Consider the following 15,469-nt stretch of genomic DNA (forward strand, 5'->3'; position numbering starts at 1 on the left):
TCTCGAACTCGCGGAGCGCGTGCAGCAGGTGGCTCTGGTTCCAGATCAAGGTGCCCTCCAGCAGCTCGCGTCGGCACGTCTGTATCCAGCGCTCCCTGAGGGAGTTCATCCGCGGTATCCGAATGCCGGTGGTGACGACCGTCAGCCCGGCGTCGGTCAGCAGGTCGTCGAAAGCGGCCGTGAACTTCGAGTCACCGTCGCGGATCATGAACGTGGCCCTGCTGCCCGCGTCCTGGAGGTCCATGAGGAGATTGCGCCCGAGCTGCACGATCCACTTCGCCGTCGGGTGTGCGGTGGCGCCCAGGATCCGGATACGCCTCGTTGAATGCTCGATTACCGCGAAGACGTACAGGCGCGCCCCGGTCAGGGTGCGGACCTCGAACAGATCGCAGGCCAGCAGCGCTTCTGCCTGGCTGCGCAGGAAGTCGCCCCAGGTGGTGCTCTGCCGTTCGGGCGCGGGTGGAATGCCGTGTTCCTTGAGGATCTCCCAGACGGTGGAGGCGGCGACCTTGATGCCGAGCGCCGCGAGCTCTTTGTGGATCCGCCGGTAGCCCCACGGGGCATTCTCCCGCGCCAGACGCACGACCAGGGCCCGGCTCGACCGGGTGGTCGGCGGACGTCGCGGCGTACGATCAGCCAGGCGACAGCCAGCCAGGCCTGCCCGACCGTGGGCATGGCCGCCTAGCGACGGACTCGACGAGGAGCTGAGCGTGTTCCGCACCCGGCCCCTGGACCACACCCGTTTCCCCTACCGTCCTGCTCCAGCAGCGCGTCGATCACCGATTATCAGTATGTCGGTGTCGGCCGTTAGCCTGTCGGTATGTCAGAGCGTGTCATCCCGGGCCGTAGGGGCGGCCTGATCACTCTGGGCGCCGCGGACGCTCTGTGGGCCGACTTGACAACCGACAGCGCTGTGCCGACAGCTTCTGCGGCGTTCACCTGCTCTCCTGCCAATGCCCGGGCGGGGTACGTCCTGCTCGGCTGTCGTGTGGTGGCGACGGTGAAGGCAAGCGGCGGCCAGTGGAGTGTTCCGGAGATTGAGGTGCGCCGGGCGGCAGCGGAACTGAACGCGGTTGAGATGGACCGCCAGGACCTGGTCCGCATCGGTCCGTTCCGTGGCGCGCCGAAGCAGAAGCAGAACGACAAAACGCCGCTGCGATGGCGCCAGCGCATCACCCGGGAACTGCAGGAGCTGGGCGACCCCGAGCGGGCAGCACAACCTGAAGGCGGCCGGCCGCACCATCTGGCGGGAATCGACTGGCGGCGGATACTCGTGGAACAAACCCGCGACCACACGGCGCGGACATGGTGGCTGCCGCGCGCCGTGGTCAGAGTGCTGGACGCGGCCGAGCACACCGAAACGCAGTGGCTGCAAGCCGCACGGACCCGCCAGAAGAGCACAGCCGCCACCGAGCCGCCCTCCCACGACCGGCAGACCCTAGCCACCGACGGTCGGCAGACGACGAGCCCCCACTGCCCAACCACCGCACCGCGCTCGTACAACGGAGAACTCAAAGACCACCTGTACTCGGCACTCAGCAAGAAACCCGGCATCACCCGCAAGGTGGCTGAGTGGACTTGCGCTATCTGCCGCACCGCACCCGCCGCCGTACTCGACCACTGCCATGAACACGGCTACGTCCGCGCCCCCGTCTGCTACTCCTGCAACACACAAGAACGACCCGACCACCTGTACAGCAACCACATCCGCGTGGCCAACCACTACACACGCCTCTTCCACACCCACACCGCCGACTGGCTCCACCACTGGCACCGCTGCCCCGGCTGCCGCACCCGCACCACCCTCCCACTGCCACACCTCGCGGCATGGACCGCCCACATAGCCTGCCGATCACTGCGCCCGACCCACCGCGACCCCCGCGGCTCCCGCGCGCGCAAACCCTGCGGTGTGCTGCGCGTGTCCTGGACGGGTAGCCAGAACGCGCCCCGTTCCTGCCTGCTCACTGTCGCCGTCGACTTCTGCCCCTCCGGCGAGCACCGTGTCCTGGCGCAAGTCCCCTACCGCGAAGCCGTCGAGCGGTTTGGCACCTGGCTGGCCGAGACCGCCCCTGCCGTTGCCGCCGCGGCCGGACCCGACCGCCTGGACGGCCTCCCCACCCGGTTCCGGCCAGTCATCGCGGACACCAGCAGTGAGGGCCTGGCGCTGTTCTGAGCAAACAGCGGGCGCCTTCTAAAGCGTCTGGCCGCAAGTTCGAGTCCTGCGGGGAGCACTGCCTGACGCCGTCCGCCCGTTCATCGTCGTGTTGCTCGGCGTTCAGGGTTTCCTTTCTCGTGGGTCGTGGGTAGTTGGCGGCTCAGTCTGGGTCGCGTGGGGGCGTCGGTGCCTGTGTCTCTTGGCCGGGGGGCTCTTTGTAGTCAGTGAGGGATCCGGCTGCTCCGCATTCTCTACATGCCGCTGCGCGGGGCTGGTGGAGTGCGGTGAGTGCTTGTTCCCGGTCGAGCGTCTGAGCGCTGGGTATGCAGCCGATGACATGGATGAGGGTGGCGCCTGGATGGCCGGGGCGGTGGGGCAGGTGCTGGACTGTCCAGGCCGGCTGGCCTTTGCGCGGCGGAGTACTGCCTGTCTGGGACGCACCGCGGGTGGGCACGTGTTCGTAGGAGATGCCAGGGACGGGGCGTGCGTGTGCCGGGCTCACCCAGGCTCGGTGCTCGACCGGTTCCACACCGCCATCGGCGGCGTCCTGCCATATGAGGACTCCCACCTGGTATCGCCAGCCGTCCTTCGTCCAGCGCCGGGCATGAAGCCGTGCCCGGATCTCATGACCGCCCGGCAGCGTGACCATGATCGGCGCCGCACCGTGATCGTCCTTTCTCTGCTCTGCGGTCACCCTTTACTTCCTGTCCTGTCCGCAACATTGTGTGCTGCCATCATGCCGAGTCCTGATCGGTCGTCGGGTGCGCATGATGTGCCTGCTGTTTCGAGAACGTGATAACCGCCCTGGTCCACGGCTCCGGCTACGAGCGGATCGCCACCGCGGGCTGCTCGGACCGCACCATCCGACGCCGCGTCAGACACTAGGCTCAGCTTGGGATAGGTGAGCAACTGCATGCCCTGGCGCTTCAGGCGTACGAGAGGGTCAGCCAAGATACGGCCGAAAGGGATAGCAGGACCTCGGCGGTGTGATCGCCGGAGTCCTCGTTCCGCCCTGGTGGCCTCCCCCGTGCCACCGGGGCGGTTCGCGTCTCCCCCACTGTCGGGCTGTCGGCGATTGGACTTCACCGGGATACCGGAGTTGGTGTAACGCAGTTCCACGTCGGCGGTCAGGTTGCCACCACCGTCACCAGCGTCTCGCCCGCCATACCGCCGCCCCTTGCCGTCCGCTCACCGGAATACGCCCACCGTACGGGCCCTGCGGCCCTGCGGCCCGGCTGGCACGATGACCGTATGACGAGCGAGGAGCACACGCTGGAGATGGCAGCCCAGGCCCTGCACGACGCGCAGGAAGCCGTCCACGCGGCCCGCCGGAACCTGACCGCGGCGATCGTGGCCGCATACCAGGGTGGGGAGCCGGCGGCCCGGATCGCAATACGCACCGGTAAGGACATCATGGAGATCCGGAATCTGCTGGCCGCCGCCCAGGCGACACGTCGCAGGTAGCCGCGGCCGCCCAAGACACCGCTCAGGTCACGTCATGAGGCGTCCGTGCGCAGTCGCCGGATCTCGCCATGAGCCGCCTCCCGGCGCCGGGTCAACTCGCTCTCGGTCGAGCGGAGTTCTATGACCCGCAGGAGAGCGGCTTCCAGTCGCCGCTGGCCCGCGACGCGATGGACACCGCAGCACCTGCCTGCGGCGGTCCGGGCTGGCCCGGACCGCCCTCGCGTCTCAGTGCACCCCGGGGCAGTGTTCTGCGGCCCGGTGCCCGCCTGCGGACACCTCGGCCAGGGCCGCCAGGGCTGCGTCGGCCGCGGCCTGGGGGAGATCCGACCGCCATGCGAGGAAGCGCACCCAGTCGGGCAGTAGCCGCTTGACCCCGGTCGTGACCGGGTGGCTGGAATCCCAATCGTTAATCAGTCTGAGATTGTGGTTGATCCGGTGGGGTGAGACCGAGTCCGCGGTGTCCGGCAAGACACCCGCCAGCCACTCGTCGACCAGCGCTTCCACGATCTCCTCCTCGACCGCCGCGCTCTGCTTCTGCCGCAGCCATGCGGTGAACGCGTCCAGCGTCGGGGTGACGTCGACGTCCCGGTAGAGGTCGATGGCGGCGGGCAGTGAACGTCCCCGCCGCTCCAGGGCGGCGGAGACATCGTGGATACGCCGCAGTGCCCGGAACCACTCGTCCCACACCACCCGCGGCTCCGTCCCCAAAATGCTGATCTCGGTCAGGTCCACCTCGGTCAGACAACGCAGCGCTTCCGTCCTGGCCTGGGCGAGCGGCTCCGGCACGGCTTCGGCAGCCGCCGTGCCGACCGCGGCACGCCAGGCTGTTGCGGCCTGCTCCACATCGTCGTACGTGCCGCCACCGGCCAGGACGACGAAGCCGCAGGCGTCGATGTCGAAAAGGTAGACCGCCGCGTCCACACCGCCCGGATAGACCGTGGCCGCGATGACACCCAGACGCGAGCCGTACACATCACGCAGCACCCAGATGTCCCCGGTCATCCGCAGCTTCGCCACCGCATCCCGCCACGGTGGCAGAGTCGGCAACACCTGCGAACCGCGCACCACCGGACGCAGCCGGAACACCGCCTCCAGCGCCGCGTGCGCGATCGCCGGCGAGCCCACCGACGACAGCCCGTGCAGCAGGAGCAGGGCGGCCTGACCACCGGGCACACCAGAAACCAGGCGATCCCGGGCCCGCTCCTCCGCCGTGTCGATCAGTTCGCCGATCCAGTCACCGAGCGCGAGAGACCGCCCCTCCTGGACGGCCTGGTACACACGGGCCCCCAGCAGGCGGGCCGTCATGTCCTCCAGCTGGCGCGGGCCTTCGGCGCCAAGCAGTACCTCGGCCTCGTCCAAGAGCACCGAGAAAGAAGGCCCGAACCAGTCAAGTCTCGCCGGTTGTCCCTGCGCGAGCTGCTGCAGGAACGACAGGCCGGACGGGCGTGCGAACGGATTGCCCGAACCGAGGCCGGACCACTCGGGCGGTGCCGGGATGTTCTGGGCCGATGCGGGATTACCCGAACGCTTCCCTCCACTGTTCTGGCGGTTCTTCTTGGGCTTGCGACTGCGGGAGACCGGAGACATGGCGGGCCTTCACACGAGAGAGAACCGGCGACCGAGGACAAGGCCACCCGCCCGGTGCCCGGGGCTGCCGGGAGGCGGCAGATCGTTCCGAAACGGCCACCCGCACCCGCAGCGACCGTCGCGCCGGTTCAAGAGATCCCTGTCCCTGGTCACCTCTGTAACGGACCGAGATTCTATGCCGTGTGCGGCAACGGCAGAGTCGGATCAAGTTGACACCTCGCCCACCACATCGCCTACATCGACGACACCCTGCCCGCCGTCCTCGCCGGACGCGCCCCGGCACCGCGTGCGGCTGCCGCCCCCGAGCCCGCGCGCCGCACCGGACCATCCCGCCCGGCCGCAGCTCCCGCCGCCAACTGATGGCAGTCGCCGCCGCGCAGCTCCTGGGACGCGGCCACCGCGCCCAGCCGCACCGGCCACTGACCACTCCCTTCGAATCCGCACCGCCCGTAGCGGCCCCGGCATGCCCGCCGGGGCCGCCCCATCACGGAGGTACGCCGTGCCCAGCACCGCCCTGTCCGAGCGCGCCGCGCTCGCCACCCGCAGCCCGTTCGACGACACGGAACAGCGCCGCGAGCTGCTGAACCGCCTCAACAAGATCGACGGCATCGACCTGCCCGAGGCGAAGCTGGAGCTGCGCCCGTCGTTCCCGGTACGGGTCTTCGCGGAGCACGGAGACGAGATCTGCGAGGTGCTTGACTGGTTCGTGGGGGTGGCGGCGCTGGATCTGGCGCGGCGGGGCTGATCACCGAGCGGCCGACCTGCCCGTACCCGCCCGGCCACGAAGGTTGGGGCCGGCCACACGGGAGACCGGGAGAACATGAGAGGCGCGCCCGTGCCGGACCGGCAGTGGCCTGGGAGGTGGGTTGGAGGAATGCTCCTGCGTCCTTCGAGCAGTTGTAGGCATCCGGTACCTCCCGTATTGCCGAAGGCAGCCCCGCAACCCGACCGCAAGGGCGCCGAGCTGCTGCGGCCGAGAATGCGGCGCAGCCCAGGCGGCTTGCAGACGGCACCGGTGAGATGCATCGAACTCCGATCTGGGGACCGCACACGCCCCGTGGCGACGGACCGAGGTTCCCGGGTGGGCGCGTATACGGAATTGAATCCGTTCCGCATCCGGCACTCCGCAACCCGAGAGCTCTCCCGCGGTGTGTCAGACAGCGAGGGCGGCCGGGCGTACGGCTGCCGCGCACCCGGTCACGCGGGCCGTGGCCGGATCGGTCGAAGAGGAGGCTCGCTCATGTCCGGTGCCAGACGCAGCTCGGTGGTAGCAGTGCTGATGGGCGGCATCCTGCTGCTGACGGGATGCCATCAGGGGGCGTCGGCGTCCGGAACCCCCTCCGGTACTGCCGCTTCGTCCACTCCGGATGCCTCTGTCACGGCAGAGCCCCCTTCGGACGCCTCCCCCTCGGCGGCATCCTCCGGCTCCACCACCACGCCGGTGCCGTCGCACACCTCCGCCGCTACGACCAAGGCCTCCGCGGTCCCGACCCGAACCCACACCCATCCCGCGCCCGTATCGATCCCCGGCTGCCGCAACCTGACCGTCAGCGCCAAAGTCAAGGCCGCCGTGACGGAGGCCTACAAGCGCAGCTTCCCGCGCTTCTCCCACATCAGGCCGGTGCCGCACCACTTCTTCTACGGCCAGTGCGGCGCCGTCCACTACGCTGCCGCCCGGTTCCAAGCCACCCCAGGTGCCACCTACGCGGAACTCGTAGGCATGCAGGACGAGGGCAGCGCCACGAAGTACTTCCGCACCACCTCCGGGGGCGGCTGGATCTACATCGCCAGCGACGGTTTCCCCCAGAGCCTGCACGGCTGCGGCGACATCGCGCAGATTCCGCGCGCCCTGGCAGCGGCCTGGGGGAACTGCCGCCTGGCGTACTGAGCCTTCACCGTCCGATCGGGGAGCGCCGGCGGACCTCTCTCGCGGAGCGCAGGGCGGCTGAAGCCCTCCTGGACGCATCGCGACGAAGTGCTGTCGGCCGAGGTCGCCGGACCCAGGAGTTCGGCAACCGACGCGGAAACGTGCCAGTGCCGATAAACCATCCGGCCTGCTCAGGCTGCATGTTGGTACTCGTGCAGGGTTCCGCCGAGCCGGTCTCGTCGGCGGACCTCAAGGTGCCGGATCGGCTCTGGCACGTTGATCGGTGCAGGCAGTGGGCGCAGCGGCGCGGCTTGGCCCACGGCTCGGTGCGGTCGATGGCAGGTGTAGAAGGTCTCGAACTCGCGGAGCGCGTGCAGCAGGTGGCTCTGGTTCCAGATCAAGGTGCCCTCCAGCAGCTCGCGTCGGCACGTCTGTATCCAGCGCTCCCTGAGGGAGTTCATCCGCGGTATCCGGATGCCGGTGGTGACGACCGTCAGCCCGGCGTCGGTCAGCAGGTCGTCGAAAGCGGCCGTGAACTTCGAGTCACCGTCGCGGATCATGAACGTGGCCCGGCTGCCCGCGTCCTCGAGGAGGGCATGCGCAAGGACCTGTGCGCGCTGGTGAACCGCGACATCCTCCTGCGGTTGTGGCCCATCCTGCGGATCCTGGTCTCGACCACGGTCCGCGGTGTGTGGGAGGACCGGTTTCCCCAGTTGCGGGCTCTGGTCGACGTGCCTCCCGCCCAGCCCCCGGCCCGGCGACGGCCTACCCATCACGGCCCGGCGGCCGCGTGAGACTTCCCGACCTGCACGCCCGCCTGCTGGCGGACGTCTTGGCCATCGGCTCCCCGTACCCGCTGGTGATCACGGGCGGGTATGCCGTCCAGGCCCCGGTGGTGGCGTGAGGCTCGTGCGGTAGGGCGCCGCTGGTGGCTCCGGCTCGATGTCCTGGCCCGGGTGAGGAGCGGACTGGATTCCGCGTTCGGTAGCCGGCTCATCGCCACTGTCCTGTCGCTCCAAGCACTGACCAATGCCTGGATCACCGCGGGCACCAGCCTCGAGGCCATTGCCGAGTCCTGCGAGGGCGTGGTCGACGAGCAACTCCGCGTTCTGATCACGGTCACGTTGGCGCAGCGATCGGCGTCGTGCAGGCGCTTGAAGTCCCGGGCGGAGGGGTGAACGCCTGAGCGGCGCGGCTGCGCCCGGCCACGGCCGGCTGAACTTGGAGGATGCCCGTGGTGTTCAGTCCCGGGCGGCGGTGCCACCGGGGGCGGGGGTGTCGGACGGGCGGCGGTGGACGCCCATGCCGGGGGCGCCGACGGAGGCGAGGCGTTCGCTGGCGGGTTGGCCGCGGTGTCGTCCGGTGCCAGCGGTGGGGGTGGGGGTTGGCAGGCGCCGCACGGCCACGAGGGCGTTGGTGAGCAGGCTGCTGTTCTTCGTGGTCGGGATGGTGTTGAGCATGGTGTTCTCCGGGTCTTTCGGTGTGCCGGTGGCGCGACGGGAGGCAGTGGAGTGGGGGCCGGCCGATGCCGGGCCGTGTGAGGACCGGGAGGGGCGGCACCGGCGTGGCTCCCTGCCCTGTCGGCCGGGACGTCGTCCCCTCGGCGCGGCGTCGTGGTCCGGCGGGGTGTGCCGGATCCGGTCGCGCCTCAGCGGACGGGTCCGTGGCCGTGGGACAGCCAGACGGTCACCCAGTGGCCGTGGCTCCAGTACTGCACGCGGTGGTGGCCGTGGTGGTGACGGGTGATCTCGTCGTTCCAGCGGTGGTGGCCGTAGTCGTAGTGGTGACGGGTGATCTCGTCGTTCCAGCGCCGGTCGTCGTTCCCGGCGCGGTCGGCGGTCCTGTCCCATGCCGTGCTGCTGACGGTCACGGTCTGCCGGTCCTGGCCGGTGGGCCGGGGAGCGGCGGAGGCGGAACCCGTGGCTCCGAGCAGGGCGGTGCCGGTGAGCGCCACCGAGGCGGTGGAGGTTGCGATGATGCGCGTCCACTTGTTCATGTCGGGTCTCTCCTTGCGGTGCCCCGGTGTGCGGGGCGTCGGACGACGGTCCGGCCGGTGGGCCGGTCTGCGTCGTGCGGGGGCGATTCGCGTGGGGCCGCCGGGGCGGGCGCCTGGTTCGCAGGCGCTGGTTCCGAGGGGGCCGGCGGCGCTGTGAATCGCTGGCGAATGGAACCTAACAGATGATTGATGGCGGTCAATCATTTATGGAGTGTGACCATTGCCTCGGCAAGGAAGCCGGGGAAGTGGAATAACCCGGCACGAACGCCCGCCAAGGCGTGCGGGCGGGTCCCGCACACGGTCGCGGTCGCGGCGCGGGGCGCCGAAGAATCGTTGAAAGTCGTGGATTAACCATCGATCACGATGGTTGGCCTCGCGCTATCATGGAGCCATGACAGGGAACGAGATCGCGGTTGAGGATGCCGCCGGCGGCGACCCGCTGGAGCGGCTCGGTTTCCTGCTGGCCCGGCACGGCGCCATCGCCAACAACCGCGTCCAGCGCGCCTTCGCCTCCTGCAGCCTCGCGCCGCGGGCCGGAGCCACGCTGATGCTGCTCGGCAGGTGCGGATCCATGGGGCAGCAGGGCCTCGTCGCGGCGCTCGAGGTGGATCCCAGCATCATGGTCGCGATCCTCAACGACCTGGAGTCCGCCCAGCTCGTCGAGCGCCGCCGCGACCCCTCCGACCGGCGCCGGCACATCGTCGCCATCACCGACCGGGGCCGCGGCGTCCTGGCCGAGGCCCAGACCGCGGTGGACGAGGTCGAACGCACACTCTTCGGCGACCTGTCCCCGCAGGAGATGACCGCGCTCCGCGCACTCCTGGCCCGGGTGCGCACCTCACCAGGCGACGCAGTCTGCGCCGAGCAGTGACCCCGGCGCCCGGCCCGGCGTCTGGCGGCATGCCCGAACGGGAACAGCACCCCCGGTGGCCGGAGGTGCTGGAGGTTCGGATCGGCGGCGACGCGGCCGGATGCTCAGCCGAAGATCACGCCGTTGTTGACAGTGCCGCTGTACGCGCCGCGGTGTCGTCGTCGCCCCGGCTCTGCGGGTGCCGATAAATCATCCGGCCTGCTCAGGCTGATGTTGGTATTCGTGCAGGGTTGCGCCGAACCGGTCTCGTCGGCGGATCTCAAGGTGCCGGATCGGCTCTGGCACGTTGATCGGTGCAGGCAGTGGACGCAGCGGCGCGGCTTGGCCCAGGGCTCGGTGCGGTCGATGGCAGTTGTAGAAGTTCTCGAACTCGCGGAGCGCGTGCAGCAGGTGGCTCTGGTTCCAGATCAAGGTGCCCTCCAGCAGCTCGCGTCGGCACGTCTGTATCCAGCGCTCCATGAGGGAGTTCATCCTGTGCCGCTCGAAAAGTCATCGCCGCAGGTCACGCGGCGTATCTGTACTCGTTGATGAGGCCGCCGAGGATTCGGGTGCGCAGCAGCTTGTGGGCGCCGCTGTCTATCGCGGTGGGCTGCTCCTGGACGGCAGGTGGTAGCTGGTTGCGCGCCTGGTGGGGCCGATGCTCGTTGGGGTGCCTCTGGTAGGCCGCAAGCACCTGCCGGGCATGCGCCTCTCCCATGACGAGGATGTGGTCGAGTACCTCGCGGCGGAGGCTGCCGATGACGCGCTCACAGTGGGCGTTCATCCAAGGCGCCCGCGGCGCACTCTTGATCACGCCCAGTTCCTCTGCCTCAAAGACCGCGTCGAACGCCTCGCCGTACTTGCCGTCTCGATCGCGCAGCAGAAACCGCAGGAACTCCATGCGTATCCCGAGGTCGGCGGCGAGATTCCGCGCCTGCCGCACCGTCCACTCCCGCGTCGGATGGGCGGTGACACCGGTGATGCGCAGGCGCCGGGTGCCGTGCTCGAGGAAGGCCAGCGCATAGAGCCGCCTGCCGAGCGCGATGTCGATGGGGAAGAAGTCCGCCGCGATGATGCTCTCGGCCTGGGCGGTGAGGAACTCGCGCCAGGTCGGACCGGAGCGACGCGGCGCGGGCTCTACGCCCGCCGCATTCAAGATCTCCCACACCGTCGAGGGCCCGATCCGGTGCCCGAGCCGAGCCAGTTCACCCTGGATCCGCCGGTGCCCCCATCGCGGATTCTCGCTGGCGAGTCGCAGTACGAGGCTCTTGAGCGCCTCACCGGTCGGCGGCCGCCCGATGCGCCTGTGTGCGCTGTAGTCCCACTTCGCGGCGATGAACATGCGGTGCCAGCCGAGCAGGGTGCCGGGGGTGACCGGGAAGACCTCGCGCCAGCGACACCGAGGTATCAGGCCGGAGAGGGCAGCGAACCAGAATCGATCGGCTGGCTCGTAGCTCACCGGGCTGGCCAGCTGTCGACGCAGTACCGCGTTCTGGTGTCGCAACACGAGAAGTTCCGCGTCTTTCGCCGCATCGCCGCGGAGCAGCATCGAGGGGGAGGAGAGCAACTTCCGGGTCACCTTGTACAGCAAGGACACGATCACCCGGACATGCTGCCAGCCGATGAACCGTCACCGATGCCACCTGCGACGACGGCTTTTCAAGCGGCACAGGATCGAGCTCGGGGAGCACGCGAAGGGCGTACCTTCCCGAGTGATCGACTGATGGTCATCGAGTAGGCCGGTGTTCGCAGCACCGGTCGGGAAGGCACGCCCGTGCTCAGCCTAGTCAACGACGACGGCACCACCACCAACAGCTCCTCCTTGATCGACGGAATCGTCCGGGAGGGCGCGAGGCGGATGCTCGCCGCGGCCCTGGAGGCCGAAGTCAACACTTATATAGCCGAGTTGGCCGACCAGCGGGACGAGACCGGTCGACGCCTGGTGGTCCACAACGGCTACCACCAGCCCAGGAAGGTCACCACCGCGGCCGGGGTGGTCGAGGTGAAGGCCCCGCGGGTGAACGACAAGCGCGTTGACAAGGCCACGGGCGAGCGCAAGCGGTTCTCCTCCGCGATCCTGCCGCCGTGGTGCCGCAAGTCCCCCAAGATCAGCGAGGTGCTGCCGCTGCTCTACCTGCACGGCCTGTCCTCGGGCGATTTCGTCCCGGCCCTGGAGCAGTTCCTCGGCAGCTCGGCCGGGCTCTCCCCGGCCACCGTCACCCGGCTCACCCAGCAGTGGCATGCCGACCACACCGCCTTCATCGACCGCAACCTGTCCGAGATCGACTACGTATACGTGTGGGCCGACGGCATCCACCTCAACGTCCGCCTGGAGGAGGCCAAAGCCTGCGTCCTGGTGCTCATCGGGTCCGCGCCGATGACTCCAAGGAACTGGTCGTGCTCAAGGACGGCTACCGCGAGTCCGCCGAGTCCTGGGCCGACCTGATGCGCGACTGCGCGCGTCGGGGCATGCGCGCCCCGGTTCTGGCGGTCGGTGACGGCGCCCTGGGCTTCTGGAAGGCCCTGGGCGAGGTGTTCCCCGAAACCCGCGAGCAAAGGTGCTGGGTTCACAAAACGGCCAACGTCCTCGACTCCATGCCGAAGTCCGCGCAGCCCGGCGCAAAAAAGGCCATCCAGGACATCCACAACGCCGAGGACCGCGACCACGCCGAGGCGGCCATCAAAACGTTCGCCAAGCTCTACAGCCCGAAGTTCCCCAAGGCCGTCAAGAAGATCACCGACGACCAGGACCAGCTGCTGGCGTTCTGCAACTTCCCGGCCGAGCACTGGATCCGCCTTCGGACCACAAACCCCATCAAGTCCCCGTTCTCCACCGTCCGCCTGCGGACCAAGGTCACCCGAGGCGCCGGCTCCCGCACCGCCGCCCTGGCCATGGTCTTCAAACTCGTCGAATCCGCCCAGCAGCGGTGGCGGGCCGTGAACGCACCCCACCTCGTCACCCTTGTCCGCGCCGGAGCGCGCTTCGAAGGCGGCCGCCTGATCGAACGGCCCACGGAGCGAGCGGCATGATGGCCATCGGCCTGCGGCCGGCCACCTCCGCGGACAGCGAATACTGCTTCCAGCTGCACAAAGCCGCCATGGGCGCCTACATCACGGCCATCTGGGGCTGCGACGAGCAGATCCAACGCGACTTCCACGCCAACGCGTTCACCCCGGACCGATGGCAGATCATCACCACCGACGGCACGGACGCCGGCATGCTCCACGTCGAGCACCGCCCGACGGAGATCTACCTTGCGCGGATCGAGCTCCACCCCGACCACCAGGGACGCGGCATCGGCGGCCGGCTCATCCGCAGCCTCCTGCACCAGGCCCGCCAGCAGAGCCGGGACCTCACCTTGGACGTCCTCGTCGTCAACCAGCGAACCCAGGCCCTCTACCAGCGACTGGGCCTGCACGAAGTCACCCGTCACGGAGAGAACAACATCAAGATCAGGATGTCCACCAAGCCGCCTCAGCCTGGCCCGATCCACAGATCTTGACAATGACTCAGGCAGGTGATCCGCCCGTCACTCCGTTCGACGGTGACACAGCGTACCGTGCAGGGGTCAGGCTCCAGTCCTGCCGATATGGTTCCACAGCTCCAACGCCCTGGCCGGCTGATCGGTGTAGGCGAGCATGAATGCGGCAGCTGCAGCTCCTCCGATCGCGTAGGGCTGCCCAGCATCCGGTATGGGAAGGAAAGAGGCGCCCACGGCGGCACCGGTGCAGGCCAGCAGTGCCGCTACCAGCCGTAGCCATTCCCAGTCCCTCACCGGCTCCAGGCCGGTCAGTGCCTCCTCATCCAGAAGTGCGCCGACCCGCCCGTGCACGTATCGATCGCACACAGTGATGAGTGTTGCTGCCAGTTCCCGCAGCGCCGCGTCGCAGTCGGTGTCCAGACGGCTCTCAACGACGCGCAGTTTGGCGATGACCAGGCCCGTGTGGCGCCGCAGCGCTTTCCTTCGGTGGGAGGGCCAACGGACGCTGCCCGCATCGCGGTAGGACCTTGCGATCAGTCTGGAGGTCGCGGTCAGACGACCGGCTACCTCACGCAGCCTCTGCGGCTGGTCGTCCGCCGACGCTGTCAAGGCCGCCGTACAGGCGCGGACAGTCAGGGCAGCGTTATGGACCAAACGGTATCGAGTGACCCACCGGCCCGATCGCCAGGGACTTGATGCCGATCCTCGCCACACGACGACGAAAGCCGCCACGGGCGCAGCGAATACCACCGCCAATGCGGCAATCACTGCGGCCGTCAGCGCGAGGACTGCCAGAAGTATCGGCCCTTGCAGAATCGCCGGGGGCAGACCGGACTCCGTCGAGGCGCCGGTTGTCTGGCTGGGCGCAGGGGACGCTGCCGCGGACACCACGGCCCAATCCAGGCCCATCGCAATCTCGGAGAAGGCCAGCGCCGCAATCAGGCGGCCGACCATAGCGGGACGGCGGCTGATGAGAAACCGGCGCAGCCCCAGACACACACGCGCCGGAGGCCGGCTGCCGGGCCCGAGGAGCACCTGAATGTCCCGCCTGAGCAGCTTGACCTGACAGTCTGATGCACGCAAAACGCGTGCCCCTGTTTGTCTGCGAATCCAGCGCGATACTGTCTGCCAGATCGTTTCCGTCCCCACAAGCCACAGCATGACAGGGCAGCAAAGCTCGAGCCATAGGCCCGGATCTCACGCGACCCCGACCACCTACTATCCCGCCGCGATGGCAGAAGACGACGACCGAGGGCGCGCATAGGGTCCGGCGGCGCAGTTCATGCCCTTCTTCGTCAGCGCCCCAAACCACGGCAGTAGCGGACTGCAGTCGGCTACCTCGCCGACTCCAGCAAGAGCCGGGCGACGAATCGGGGAGTGCCTGTGCCCACGGCCCGTAGGGCGCTAGCGTCGGGTCATGATCGTATGGCTCAACGGCACCCACGGCGCAGGTAAGACGACGACCAGTGCGCTCGTGCAGCAGCTGATCCCGGATTCACGGGTGTTCGACGCCGAGAAGGTCGGCGAGACACTCATGGACATCACGCCGGGGCTGCCGTGGACGGGTAACTTCCAGCACTGGCCGCCGTGGCGGCCGCTCGTGGTCGAGACCGCCCGCCGCGTACTCGACTACACCGGCGGCACTCTGGTGATGCCCATGACCGTCCTGGTCGAGCAGTACTGGCGGGAGATCAGCACGGGCCTCGCTGAACATGCCATTCCGGTACGGCACTTCGTCCTCCACGCCGACCAGGACACCCTGCGCGGACGCATCGAGGGGGACACTCTTCTTGGTCCCTCCCCATTCCGTCTGCAATACCTTGAGCCCTACGCCGAGGCCGCCCGCACGTGGCTGCACGCCGAGGCCGAGGTCGTCGACACCACGCACCTCACGCCTGCCCAGGCCGCCCTGCAGATTGCAGAGGCCGTCAAGAGTTGAGGTTCACCGCCACGCGAAACACGCGCAACCTATGCGGTCACAGCACTGATATGTGGGGCCGGTCTGTCAAGGGGCAGCCTTCAGCGGCGTCCGGGATACGGGTCTCGGGCGCCGCTTGTGTGCATGGGG

At 68.8% G+C, this 15,469-nt stretch carries 15 protein-coding genes and 6 pseudogenes; 12 read left to right on the plus strand and 9 right to left on the minus strand.

Annotated elements, in window-relative coordinates:
* Positions 1 to 619, minus strand: a pseudogene (locus ACWDA7_RS41905) (integrase); the annotation flags it as partial.
* Between the two features lie 201 nt (positions 620 to 820).
* On the opposite strand from ACWDA7_RS41905, the gene ACWDA7_RS41910 reads away from it, so the two are divergent.
* Positions 821 to 2,173, plus strand: coding sequence for an endonuclease domain-containing protein (locus tag ACWDA7_RS41910; protein ID WP_450611978.1), 1,353 nt, complete (start codon positions 821 to 823; stop codon positions 2,171 to 2,173).
* Between the two features lie 142 nt (positions 2,174 to 2,315).
* Here the strand turns inward: ACWDA7_RS41910 and ACWDA7_RS41915 are convergent, their stop codons facing one another.
* Positions 2,316 to 2,804 carry a DUF6233 domain-containing protein gene (locus tag ACWDA7_RS41915; RefSeq protein ID WP_450612005.1) on the minus strand — a complete coding sequence of 163 codons (489 nt, stop codon included), beginning with the start codon at positions 2,802 to 2,804 and terminating at the stop codon, positions 2,316 to 2,318.
* A gap of 134 nt (positions 2,805 to 2,938) precedes the next feature.
* Between ACWDA7_RS41915 and ACWDA7_RS41920 the strand changes: the two are divergent.
* Both ACWDA7_RS41920 and ACWDA7_RS41925 read left to right on the plus strand, forming a co-directional pair.
* Positions 2,939 to 3,100 (plus strand): annotated as a pseudogene (locus ACWDA7_RS41920) (IS5/IS1182 family transposase); the annotation flags it as partial.
* A gap of 306 nt (positions 3,101 to 3,406) precedes the next feature.
* On the plus strand, positions 3,407 to 3,619 hold the full coding sequence (locus ACWDA7_RS41925) for a hypothetical protein (protein ID WP_450611980.1): 213 nt from the start codon (positions 3,407 to 3,409) through the stop codon (positions 3,617 to 3,619).
* A gap of 225 nt (positions 3,620 to 3,844) precedes the next feature.
* On the opposite strand, the gene ACWDA7_RS41930 is transcribed toward ACWDA7_RS41925, so the two are convergent.
* Entirely contained in the window at positions 3,845 to 5,206 is a 1,362-nt protein-coding gene (locus ACWDA7_RS41930; protein ID WP_450611982.1) for a hypothetical protein, read from the minus strand.
* A 499-nt stretch (positions 5,207 to 5,705) separates the two neighbouring features.
* Between ACWDA7_RS41930 and ACWDA7_RS41935 the strand changes: the two genes are divergently transcribed.
* Both ACWDA7_RS41935 and ACWDA7_RS41940 read left to right on the plus strand, forming a co-directional pair.
* A complete protein-coding gene (locus tag ACWDA7_RS41935) occupies positions 5,706 to 5,951 on the plus strand; it encodes a hypothetical protein (protein ID WP_450611984.1) in 246 nt (81 codons plus the stop codon).
* Positions 5,952 to 6,446: 495 nt separating this feature from the next.
* Entirely contained in the window at positions 6,447 to 7,094 is a 648-nt protein-coding gene (locus ACWDA7_RS41940; protein WP_450611988.1) for a hypothetical protein, read from the plus strand.
* Positions 7,095 to 7,264: 170 nt separating this feature from the next.
* On the opposite strand, the pseudogene ACWDA7_RS41945 reads toward ACWDA7_RS41940, so the two are convergent.
* Positions 7,265 to 7,663: pseudogene (locus ACWDA7_RS41945) on the minus strand (integrase core domain-containing protein); the annotation flags it as partial.
* Between the two features lie 6 nt (positions 7,664 to 7,669).
* Between ACWDA7_RS41945 and ACWDA7_RS41950 the strand changes: the two are divergent.
* The 3 genes and pseudogenes from ACWDA7_RS41950 to ACWDA7_RS41960 all read left to right on the plus strand — a co-directional run bounded on the left by ACWDA7_RS41950 (position 7,670) and on the right by ACWDA7_RS41960 (position 8,251).
* The gene (locus ACWDA7_RS41950) at positions 7,670 to 7,867 is read left to right on the plus strand and encodes a hypothetical protein (RefSeq protein WP_450612007.1); all 198 of its coding nucleotides are present in this window, start codon (positions 7,670 to 7,672) and stop codon (positions 7,865 to 7,867) included.
* Positions 7,864 to 7,962: pseudogene (locus tag ACWDA7_RS41955) on the plus strand (nucleotidyl transferase AbiEii/AbiGii toxin family protein); the annotation flags it as partial. The gene ACWDA7_RS41950 and the pseudogene ACWDA7_RS41955, both read left to right, overlap by 4 nt.
* Positions 7,963 to 8,029: 67 nt before the next feature.
* On the plus strand, positions 8,030 to 8,251 hold the full coding sequence (locus tag ACWDA7_RS41960; protein ID WP_450611990.1) for a hypothetical protein: 222 nt from the start codon (positions 8,030 to 8,032) through the stop codon (positions 8,249 to 8,251).
* 63 nt (positions 8,252 to 8,314) lie between these two features.
* On the opposite strand, the gene ACWDA7_RS41965 is transcribed toward ACWDA7_RS41960, so the two are convergent.
* Together ACWDA7_RS41965 and ACWDA7_RS41970 are read right to left on the minus strand one after the other, a co-directional pair.
* A complete protein-coding gene (locus ACWDA7_RS41965; protein WP_450611991.1) occupies positions 8,315 to 8,533 on the minus strand; it encodes a hypothetical protein in 219 nt (72 codons plus the stop codon).
* A 188-nt stretch (positions 8,534 to 8,721) separates the two neighbouring features.
* The gene (locus ACWDA7_RS41970; RefSeq protein ID WP_450611993.1) at positions 8,722 to 9,069 is read right to left on the minus strand and encodes a hypothetical protein; all 348 of its coding nucleotides are present in this window, start codon (positions 9,067 to 9,069) and stop codon (positions 8,722 to 8,724) included.
* A gap of 391 nt (positions 9,070 to 9,460) precedes the next feature.
* Between ACWDA7_RS41970 and ACWDA7_RS41975 the strand changes: the two genes are divergently transcribed.
* Positions 9,461 to 9,940: a MarR family winged helix-turn-helix transcriptional regulator gene (locus tag ACWDA7_RS41975; protein ID WP_450611995.1), complete on the plus strand. Its 480-nt coding sequence runs from the start codon at positions 9,461 to 9,463 to the stop codon at positions 9,938 to 9,940.
* 189 nt (positions 9,941 to 10,129) lie between these two features.
* Here the strand turns inward: ACWDA7_RS41975 and ACWDA7_RS41980 are convergent.
* Both ACWDA7_RS41980 and ACWDA7_RS41985 read right to left on the minus strand, forming a co-directional pair.
* Positions 10,130 to 10,414: pseudogene (locus ACWDA7_RS41980) on the minus strand (integrase core domain-containing protein); the annotation flags it as partial.
* A gap of 28 nt (positions 10,415 to 10,442) precedes the next feature.
* Complete coding sequence (locus ACWDA7_RS41985; RefSeq protein WP_450611997.1) at positions 10,443 to 11,522, minus strand: integrase core domain-containing protein; 1,080 nt, start codon at positions 11,520 to 11,522, stop codon at positions 10,443 to 10,445.
* Between the two features lie 171 nt (positions 11,523 to 11,693).
* Here ACWDA7_RS41985 and ACWDA7_RS41990 point away from each other — a divergent pair.
* Together ACWDA7_RS41990 and ACWDA7_RS41995 are read left to right on the plus strand one after the other, a co-directional pair.
* Positions 11,694 to 12,949 (plus strand): annotated as a pseudogene (locus tag ACWDA7_RS41990) (IS256 family transposase).
* Positions 12,946 to 13,422 (plus strand): GNAT family N-acetyltransferase, encoded by a 477-nt coding sequence (locus ACWDA7_RS41995; RefSeq protein WP_450611999.1) that lies wholly within the window; start codon positions 12,946 to 12,948, stop codon positions 13,420 to 13,422. The pseudogene ACWDA7_RS41990 and the gene ACWDA7_RS41995 overlap by 4 nt, the downstream one beginning before the upstream one ends.
* Before the next feature lie 66 nt (positions 13,423 to 13,488).
* Here the strand turns inward: ACWDA7_RS41995 and ACWDA7_RS42000 are convergent, their stop codons facing one another.
* Complete coding sequence (locus ACWDA7_RS42000) at positions 13,489 to 14,355, minus strand: hypothetical protein (protein WP_450612001.1); 867 nt, start codon at positions 14,353 to 14,355, stop codon at positions 13,489 to 13,491.
* Positions 14,356 to 14,818: 463 nt separating this feature from the next.
* On the opposite strand from ACWDA7_RS42000, the gene ACWDA7_RS42005 reads away from it, so the two are divergent.
* A complete protein-coding gene (locus tag ACWDA7_RS42005; RefSeq protein WP_450612003.1) occupies positions 14,819 to 15,340 on the plus strand; it encodes an ATP-binding protein in 522 nt (173 codons plus the stop codon).
* Positions 15,341 to 15,469: the final 129 nt, after the last annotated feature.

This window comes from Streptomyces sp. NPDC001156, assembly GCF_053598275.1.

Bases quoted from the DNA above. Each gene is read 5' to 3' on its own strand.
- ACWDA7_RS41910 (WP_450611978.1), top strand. From the start codon at position 821: ATGTCAGAGCGTGTCATCCCGGGCCGTAGGGGCGGCCTGATCACTCTG.
- ACWDA7_RS42005 (WP_450612003.1), top strand. From the start codon at position 14,819: ATGATCGTATGGCTCAACGGCACCCACGGCGCAGGTAAGACGACGACC.
- ACWDA7_RS41970 (WP_450611993.1), bottom strand. From the start codon at position 9,069: ATGAACAAGTGGACGCGCATCATCGCAACCTCCACCGCCTCGGTGGCG.
- ACWDA7_RS42000 (WP_450612001.1), bottom strand. From the start codon at position 14,355: ATGGTCGGCCGCCTGATTGCGGCGCTGGCCTTCTCCGAGATTGCGATG.
- ACWDA7_RS41995 (WP_450611999.1), top strand. From the start codon at position 12,946: ATGATGGCCATCGGCCTGCGGCCGGCCACCTCCGCGGACAGCGAATAC.
- ACWDA7_RS41915 (WP_450612005.1), bottom strand. From the start codon at position 2,804: ATGGTCACGCTGCCGGGCGGTCATGAGATCCGGGCACGGCTTCATGCC.
- ACWDA7_RS41965 (WP_450611991.1), bottom strand. From the start codon at position 8,533: ATGCTCAACACCATCCCGACCACGAAGAACAGCAGCCTGCTCACCAAC.
- ACWDA7_RS41925 (WP_450611980.1), top strand. From the start codon at position 3,407: ATGACGAGCGAGGAGCACACGCTGGAGATGGCAGCCCAGGCCCTGCAC.
- ACWDA7_RS41950 (WP_450612007.1), top strand. From the start codon at position 7,670: ATGCGCAAGGACCTGTGCGCGCTGGTGAACCGCGACATCCTCCTGCGG.
- ACWDA7_RS41930 (WP_450611982.1), bottom strand. From the start codon at position 5,206: ATGTCTCCGGTCTCCCGCAGTCGCAAGCCCAAGAAGAACCGCCAGAAC.
- ACWDA7_RS41940 (WP_450611988.1), top strand. From the start codon at position 6,447: ATGTCCGGTGCCAGACGCAGCTCGGTGGTAGCAGTGCTGATGGGCGGC.
- ACWDA7_RS41975 (WP_450611995.1), top strand. From the start codon at position 9,461: ATGACAGGGAACGAGATCGCGGTTGAGGATGCCGCCGGCGGCGACCCG.